At 65.0% G+C, this 8,482-nt stretch carries 5 protein-coding genes, 2 pseudogenes and 1 CRISPR repeat array; of the genes and pseudogenes, 5 read left to right on the forward strand and 2 right to left on the reverse strand.

Translation table 11 applies throughout. The features are described 5' to 3' along the window. Positions 1-378: 378 nt before the first annotated feature. Entirely contained in the window at positions 379-774 is a 396-nt protein-coding gene (locus ABZ806_RS44235; RefSeq protein ID WP_500225853.1) for a hypothetical protein, read from the forward strand. Between the two features lie 711 nt (positions 775-1,485). Here the strand turns inward: ABZ806_RS44235 and ABZ806_RS44240 are convergent. Continuing rightward, on the reverse strand, positions 1,486-2,154 hold the full coding sequence (locus ABZ806_RS44240) for a FadR/GntR family transcriptional regulator (RefSeq protein ID WP_500225855.1): 669 nt from the start codon (positions 2,152-2,154) through the stop codon (positions 1,486-1,488). Positions 2,155-2,417: 263 nt separating this feature from the next. Between ABZ806_RS44240 and ABZ806_RS44245 the strand changes: the two genes are divergently transcribed. The 4 genes and pseudogenes from ABZ806_RS44245 to ABZ806_RS44260 all read left to right on the forward strand — a co-directional run. Next, the gene (locus ABZ806_RS44245; RefSeq protein WP_500225859.1) at positions 2,418-4,127 is read left to right on the forward strand and encodes a 2-isopropylmalate synthase; all 1,710 of its coding nucleotides are present in this window, start codon (positions 2,418-2,420) and stop codon (positions 4,125-4,127) included. 475 nt (positions 4,128-4,602) lie between these two features. Next, a pseudogene (locus ABZ806_RS44250) lies at positions 4,603-5,409 on the forward strand (IS5 family transposase). A 216-nt stretch (positions 5,410-5,625) separates the two neighbouring features. Then, a complete protein-coding gene (locus ABZ806_RS44255) occupies positions 5,626-6,084 on the forward strand; it encodes a hypothetical protein (protein ID WP_500225856.1) in 459 nt (152 codons plus the stop codon). A 97-nt stretch (positions 6,085-6,181) separates the two neighbouring features. Continuing rightward, positions 6,182-6,361, forward strand: a pseudogene (locus ABZ806_RS44260) (SUKH-4 family immunity protein); the annotation flags it as partial. Positions 6,362-6,622: 261 nt separating this feature from the next. Next, a CRISPR array of direct repeats spans positions 6,623-6,914; the repeat unit is 30 nt; unit sequence GTCCTCATCGTCCCTACGAGGGTTCGCAAC. 81 nt (positions 6,915-6,995) lie between these two features. On the opposite strand, the gene ABZ806_RS44265 reads toward ABZ806_RS44260, so the two are convergent. Continuing rightward, positions 6,996-8,482, reverse strand: a 1,487-nt coding sequence (locus ABZ806_RS44265; RefSeq protein ID WP_500225858.1) for a tyrosine-type recombinase/integrase, incomplete at its 5' end; no start/stop codon positions are given.

Consider the following 8,482-nt stretch of genomic DNA (forward strand, 5'->3'; position numbering starts at 1 on the left):
CGGCCCCCCGCGCGCCCGTCATTCGGCCCCACCCCCGCTACACCCGGTTATACGTGGCTCGTTTGTTGACCGGGGGGGCCCCCACCACCCGGCGCGCGACTGTCCCCCGCCCCCCGGCGGGGCGCCCCGGGCCTCGTCTGAAAGACGTGTGGTGGTGCGGAATGGGCGGAGGCGCGAGAACCGATGGGTTGGCCTGGGATCTCACTGCCCACTCGGATGGATGGTGCGCCAGACGTAGCTCACACGAGAACTGGTGTCGGTAGCGTCGGGTGAAGGTCGGGGTGTCGCGCACCTGGCCGGTGACCAGCTCGGTGACCAGCCCGGTGCGCGACCTCCTGCGTGAAGTTGAAGCGGGGATCACTGGCACCCGGAGTTCGCATGCCCGACCTCAACGACTACGACCTGCCACTGCGGGTCAGTTCCCTGTTCAGCGGCTACGGCGGTCTCGACTTCGCCGTCGAGGACGTCTTCGACGCAGCCACGATCTGGTTCTCCGAGAACAACCAGCCTGTCGCCCGCATTTCGCCCACCACTGGCCCGACGCCCCAACTGGGGTACATCATCACCATCAACTGGAACGACGCTACTCCGGTCAACGTGCTCTGCGGTGGATTCCCCCTGCCAGGACGTCTCAACAGTTGGCAAGCGAGTCTTCTGGGCGCACATGGCCGAAGCCATCGGTGTGCTGCAACCCAGCCTGGTGGTGATCGAGAACGTGCGCGGGCTGCTCTCATCCCCAGCCATCCGCGCAACGACAGAAGGAGACGACGATGATCAGCGCAGCCCCGACCCTGCAACCCTTCGCAACCTGGAACCCAACCTGTGGGGTCTGGGAGACATCGCAGCTCGACCTCTCCGGGCAGCCGGCGCCGTACTCGGCGATCTGGCCGACCTGCGGTACGACGCACAATGGATCGGCCTAGCAGCGTCCCTTGTCAGCGCTCCTCACCCAAGGGTCCGCATCTTCATCCTCGCCCGCCGTCAAGACGCTGTTCAGGACAGCGCTTGCGACCGACTCAACCCGAGGCGGCGAGACCCTAGATCAAGTGCAGGCACGCCGGGGCACGATCGCGCTGTCTCACCAGATCATCGACCTCGCACTCAACGGACCGCATGGATCGGTGAGTAAGAATGACGACTCGCTGTGGTCCCTGATCGAGAACATCTTCGCCGCTGGGGACGCCATCGCCCGCTGGGAACATGTCACCGGGTGGGCAGCACCAGCCCCCGCGCTTTCTGACGACACCGTCGGGCCAAGACCGGCACCAGAGTTCGTGGAATGGTTCATGGGGCTCCCTGAAGGATGGGCAACGGACCCCGTGCATATGTTCACATCGAACCGGCAGATGACTGCGCTTGGTAATGGTGTAATCTCGTTACAGGCGATGCTCGCTCGTTCATCCAAGACTAGAGGATATGCGGCGTTTTTCCGTCGATCGACTCCTGCTGACTCTCTGCGACTCAGTGCTAGAAGCCAATCGGAGGTTAGGCGAGTCCATCCCTTAGGGACAGCAAGTGAGAGCGACTACATCTTGCGGCGACCGCTTCATCGCGTCCGGCGATTGCTTCTGCCAGTTCGGCGTGGACAGCGTGATCGTAGTCGCTGCCGAACTTTCTGCGGATGCGCAGCATGTCGATCATGGCTTCACGCAGTCGGGGAGTGAAGCTGTCGAACAGTTCGAGGAGGACGGGGTTGTGTGCCGCAGCGACGATCGCGCGGTGGAAAGCAGTGTCAGCATCGACGTGGGTCTCGATGTCAAAGCGGTGCTCGGCTCGCTGAGCGAGGGCACGGCGGATGAGGCGTAGGTCTTGGGGCGTGCGGCGCTCGGCCGCGAGGGCAGCGGCTTCGGTCTCGATCGCGACACGTGCCTCGATCACTGCGGCGATGTCGGCCCGGCGCAGCACCACATCCCAGTCCTCAGGGGCGTCCAGCGCGGTTACGTACACGCCCGAGCCTTGCCGGGAGGCCAGCACTCCGCGCCCGGCGAGTTGGCGGATCGCCTCGCGGACGGTCGAGCGACCGACCCCGAGTTGGGGCGCGAGGGTGGTCTCGCCTGGCAACTTCTCGCCCAGCCCCCACTCACCGGACTTGATTCGTTCCAGCAGCAACCCGGCGGCCTGATCCGCCAGCGGAGCCCGTCTCACCTGCGCCATGTACGACTCCCGATTACTCAGCTTGTCTGAGGACTTGTGTTACAGTCTACCTATGTTCTCCGTCGAGTCCCTTCTTCTTCGCCGCCACGGCGGGGCCTAGCCAGACCGGCTCCCCGTCGTGGAGCCGAACCCTGCGCCGGTCGCCTGACCCGAAGAATGAAGGAACCACCGACATGACTACGACAGCATTCCCACGTATCTCGACCCCCTCTGGCCCCGTGCCTGAGAAGGCACCGCTCTGGAATCGGCAGCGGCATTCGCAGATGCCTTCCCACCGCTACACCGACGTCTACTCCCGCGTGGACATCCCGCTGACCGAGAGGGAGTGGCCGACCCGCCGTCTCACGGCTGCCCCGTTGTGGGTGCCGGTCGATCTGCGCGACGGCAACCAGGCGCTGGCCGAGCCGATGGACCCAGCGCGTAAGCGCCGCTTCTTCGAGCTGATGGTCGCAATGGGCTACAAGGAGATCGAGGTCGGTTACCCGTCTGCATCGCAGACTGACTACGACTTCGTGCGCTTGATCGCTGAGACGGATGTCGCCCCCGACGACGTGACGATCGTGGTGTTCACCCCGGCACGCCGCGATCTGATCGAGCGCACGGTCGCGTCGATCCGGGGTATCACGAACCCGGTCGTGATCCACATGTACACCGCGACCGCACCGACCTGGCGCAGCATCGTGCTCGGCTACGAGCCCGCCGACTTGAAGCAACTGATCCTCGCCGGTGGCCGTGACGTGCTGGAGTTCGCCGGCGATCTGCCGAATGTGCGCTTCGAGTTCTCCCCTGAGGTGTTTAACCTCACCGAGCCCGACTATGTACTCGACATCTGCGACTCCATGACCGGGCTGTGGGAAGCGACCCCGGAACGCCCGGTGATCCTGAACCTGCCCGCCACGGTCGAGGTCGCCACCCCGAACGTGTACGCGGACCAGATCGAGTACATGCACAAGAACCTCGCCCGTCGTGATGCGGTGATCCTTTCGGTGCACCCGCACAACGACCGCGGCACCGGCATCGCCTGTGCGGAACTCGCCGTACTCGCCGGCGCCCAGCGCATCGAGGGGTGCATCTTCGGCAACGGCGAGCGCACCGGCAACGTGGACATCGCCACCCTCGCGCTGAATCTGCACGCGCAGGGCATCGACCCGATGATCGACTTCTCCGACATCGATGAGATCCGCCGCACCGTCGAATACTGCAACCGCCTCGAAGTCCACCCCCGGCATCCTTACGTTGGAGATCTGGTGCACACCGCGTTCAGCGGCACACACCAGGATGCGATCAAGAAGGGCTTCGCCGAGCACCGCGCCCGCGCCGCCGCCGAGGGGCGCCCCGAGCAGGACATAGAATGGGGGGTGCCGTACCTGCCGATCGACCCGGCCGACATCAGCCGCGACTATGACGCGGTGATCCGCGTGAACTCGCAGTCGGGCAAGGGTGGCATCGCCTACCTGCTGGAGACCGAGTACGGCATCGAGCTGCCGAGGCGTTTGCAGATCGATTTCGCCCGCCACGTCCAGCAGTACACCGATGCCACGGGCGGCGAAGTCGCCGCGTCAGAACTGTGGTCGGTCTTCCGCGACGTCTACCTCCATCAGTCCGCCGGCATCGACCCGATCGTCCTGGTCGGCTACGACACCTCAGAGATGGATGGACAGGCCCGGACTCACATCACGCTCCGAGTCGATGGACGCGAACTGGCCAGCACGCATCCTGACGTCGGCCCTGTTGAGGCCCTCACAGCGGCGCTCGATGCTCAGGGCATCCGGGTCGATGTCCTCAGCCTGCACCAGACCAGCGTGGGCGCGGGCAACGACAGCGACGCGCTGACCCTGCTCGAACACCGAACTGAGTCTGGCGTCACCTGGTCGGCTGGCCAGGAACAATCCGTCCTCGCCGCGAGTATGGACGCCGTGATCGCCGCCGCGAACACCGTGGCGCGCACCACGGCACTTGTGAGCGCCAGCTAACCGCCGCGGCCACCGCGCATCCCCACGCGCCGGCCCGATCCCGGCCTGGCGCGGGGGAGCCAGGTTGTTCAACAGGACGGCTTCCCCGGCTGTTGGGAACGTTCCGGTCGGCACCTGTCTTTCCTGAAAGGAGAACGGCGCAATGGACACCTCGGCATTCCCTCGACCGGCCCCGGTGCCCTGTCGCGGCTCCGCGGGCAGGGTGTCATGACTCGCGCTGGGTACGTTCGCTGTGGGCACCGACGCCTTCGTCGTCGCTGGTTTCCTCCCCGCCTTGTCGTCAGACCTCAATGTGTCGATCGCGGCGACGGGGCAACCAGGGACGGTGTTCGCTGTCGCCTACGCGATGCTCTCTCCGTTCTTTGGCGAGACTCACGGCGACAATGCCCCGCTGTCGTCTGCTGATTCTCGCGCTCAGCGTCTTAAAGTGTGTCCCACGTGGGTTTCGGTAAGTGGTGCGGCATGATGGGGGATCGTGTCGTCGGATCTTGCGCTCCGGTTGGTGCCGGATGAGTTTTGGGTGATCGTCGAGCCGTTGGTCCCGGAGTTCACGCCGCGTCGGCAGGGTGGCGGGACGGCGCCGTGGATGATCGGGCGGTGTTCACCGCGATCGTCTATGCGCTGACCAGTGGGTGCGCGTGGCGGCATCTCCCGGGCGAGTTCGGGGTGAAGGTGCCGACCGCGCATCGGCGGTTCACCGCCTGGACTGCCGCGGGGGTGTGGCTCCGGTTGCACCATGCCGTGCTGGACGAGCTCGGCGCGCGCGGGCAGGTGGACTGGGCGTCGGCGATCGTGGACGCCGCCGCGGTCCGCGCTAGAAGGGGGGGCACGCTGACCGGCCCCAATCCGGTCGATCGAGGCAAGAAGGGCAGCAAACTCCACGTGCTTTCCGACGCCGCTGGTGGTCGCGGTATCGGCCGCCAACGTCCACGACAGCCGGGCGCTCAAGCCGCTGCTGATGGCGTTGCCGCCGATCCGGTCACGACGCGGGCCGCGCCGGCGGCGGCCGGCCAAGCTCCGCGCCGACAAGGCCTACAACTCGGCCGAGCACCTGGCCTGGCTGCGCGGGCGCGGGGTTGTGCCGCGCATCGCCCGGGCCGGCATCGAGTCCAGCGAACGGCCGGGCCGCCACCGATGGAAGATCGAACGGCCCTTGGCCTGGCTGTTCGGCTACCGGCGCCTGACCGTCCGCTACGAACGCCACGGCCACCTGTTCAACGCCTTCCTCGTCCTCGCAGCCACCATCACCTGCTACAAGAAGCTCGCCAAACTTTCCGCATGAGACACGCTCTCAGGTCGGAAATGTGCAGGTGGGCGGGGCGGGATCGGTCGCTAATGTCCCAAATGCCGACTTTCTCGAACCCGTAGGAGATACCCACACTCCGGTGGACGTACCACCGGGCCCTCGCCACGATCGTCGGCGACGAACCGGCTGTCTGAAGCGCTCAGGGCCCGCGGCATCCCCACCACCTGCCGCAGCGACGATGCCGGCATCTCCGTGCTCACCACCACAGCCCTGAACATCTGGGTCGAACCGAAAGCGTTCTCCTGGCGCGAGGGACGGCGCTACCAGCACCAGCCGCTCACCGACATCCAAGAGACCGCCGAACTGTCGTCAGCCACCACGAAACAACGCAACGACGACGCCGACCTGACCAAGAGCCCGGCCGACACCGGGCTCACCTACCCCGGGGACGCGGTGGTGCCTCCCGTCCGCCCCGTCCTCGGCCCCCACCACCCACCCTTGAAGGACGAGACTCCATGCACCCCGCAGCCAACCGCCACGCGCACCTGTTGCAAGGCCTCAAACGCATCCGCACACTCGCCGAATGAGCCGACCGCAACGCCATCGACCATGTCCTCGCGCAACCGGCCGCCACCGACCACCTCGACGACCACACCCTCGACTTCCTCCGCCGCACCCAAGACCTGTTCCTCGGCACCACCCGGATACTGACCGGCGCGCTCGGCCCTCCAGACCGTCCCACGGCCATCGACATCGCGGAGGCCTGGCGCCGCCCCGCCTCCACCTGCCCCGCCGTGACCATGGCCCGATCCTCATCCACATCCAAGAACTCCAGGAGGCCTACCAGGCCATCCCCATCCTGGTGACCCTTCCCCACCCGCTACCGGTCGCCACGCTGCAAACACAGACCACCCTGGTCATCGACAAGACGACCGGCACCGTCACCCGCTGGCCCCTCCTCCCACCAGACGTCCTGACCAGGCAATACCGCCGCTACAGACGCCATGACCCTCGATGGCCACCCGATAGACGAGAGATCGTTGTAACCGACCGCGAAAGGGGCGATACGGCGGTGTGCGCGAGCCCTCGACCGGCGTCTTGTGACCTCTCAGCCATCCGAGCCGTCACTGAAATTGATCAAGCAGTTTTCAGCGACACGCCGGGGTTGACAGCACAACCGGCGGATCGCTGCAGAATCCGTTTCAAGCGGGCTTCACTCCCCCACGCGCACCTGCGGCTTTACCGTGGGGTCCTCATCGTCCCTACGAGGGTTCGCAACCTCGGCGCGGCGGCGGTCGGCTTCAAGGCCACCGAGTCCTCATCGTCCCTACGAGGGTTCGCAACGCTCGGGAGCGGGATTGCGCTCGGAGGTTTCCGCGGTCCTCATCGTCCCTACGAGGGTTCGCAACAAGCGGGATCGGGGCCGCGTGACCCTGACCCTTGACGTCCTCATCGTCCCTACGAGGGTTCGCAACTGTACTTCTTCAACGCCGACGGGGACGCCACCGCGTGTCCTCATCGTCCCTACGAGGGTTCGCAACGAGAAGGCCAGCGACTGGCACGGGTCCGACGAGTGATGACAGGGGCGTCCTGCTCGCTGCTGGAACGCCCCTGGCGGTGGACTAGGCGGGGCGTAGGCGTCTGTCAGCGGTGGTGTGTTGGGCGATGGTCAGGTCTGCGATCAGGTATCGCAGGCGACCGATCTCCTCGTGGGCCTCCGCAAGCTGGTCGTCGGGCACCTGCTCTAGCGGCGGTTCGGACCTGCCGGAGCTGCGGATCTTATCGAGCGCGGCGAGTGCGGTTTCGTCCGCAGTGGGGAGGGTGTGGAGGTACTTCTCCGTCGTGGAGAGCTTGAGGTGCCCCAGGCGTTCTTTCACAACCTGGAGGTCGGCGCCGCCTGCGAGGAGCCAGGATGCGTGCGCGTGTCTGAGGTCGTGGACGCGTGGCTTGAACGTCAGGTCGGCGGCCTCACGCGCCGGGTACCAGCAGTGAATGCGGAACCAGTTGGCCGAGATGTGGGGGTCCGTGTCGACGACCCGAGGCTTTCTTGGATTGTCCTTGCCCTTCGCGCGGCGCCTTGCGCGGTACTCGGCGTAGGCACCTCGGCAGCGATCGCATTTGCACTTGCCCAGGTTGTAGCCGGTGATCGTCCCGTGGGTGTAGGTCCGTCCGTTGGGCGCTACGAATGTCGATGGTTCTTTGATCTGTTGGAAGCACGGATTGGCCTCTTCTATCGATCGGCGTGCGAAGAATAGATCCTCCGGCGCGAGGTTGTATGCCTTCGTGTGCGCTTTGAGCTTGGCGACGATCTGGGGGCTGAGCTTGAACCTCCGGTGCTTTTTGTTCTTCGGGTATTCCTTGACGAGGAACCGCTTGCCTTCGGGATGGTTCTCTCGGGTGAGTTCGACGACGGCCCGGCTCACCGTGAGGATGTCGGTTTCGAAGTTGAGATCTTTGACGCGGAGTTCGCTCAGCTCTCCCCAGCGCAGACCGCTCTCGATGTCGGTTTCGACGAGGAGTTGAGCGTCCGTGTTCGGCAGATTCTTGTAGATGGCATCGAATTGCTCGGTCGTGATGATGTCCCGGATCTTTTCCGGAACGGGATCGGTCTTGATTCCTCGGCTGGGGTGGATCGCGATGATGTTGTCCCGCAGTGCCGTGGTGAAGATCGCGTTGAGGATCGAGACTTTGCAGTACTGGATCCGGCGAGGCTTAACGCCGCGTGCCTTGAGCCATGTGATCCATTCCTGGACGTTCTCCGGGTAGATCTCGCGCATCTTCATGTTGCCGAAGTACGGCATGAGATGCTTATAGATCGCGGAGATATAGTCCTGTCGCGTGCTCGGCTCCATGACGTGATTCGGAAGCCACTTCTCTTCGACGTAATACCGAAACTTCTGTTTCCCGCGTTGCGGATCCCATGGCTGACCATTCCGGATCTTTAGTTCTGCGTCTCGCCATGCGGCTTCCGCATCCTTCTCCCTTGAGAAGGTTCCCGCGGAGCGCAGCTTGCCTTGACCCTTTTTCATCCGTCCGGGCGGACGTCGATCACAGCATGATCGCGATGGAGGCGTTCGGCGGGTGATGTGAAGAAGCCCCTGGTAGACGA

It is taken from the genome of Spirillospora sp. NPDC047418, assembly GCF_040643275.1.
Lineage (GTDB): Bacteria > Actinomycetota > Actinomycetes > Streptosporangiales > Streptosporangiaceae > Spirillospora.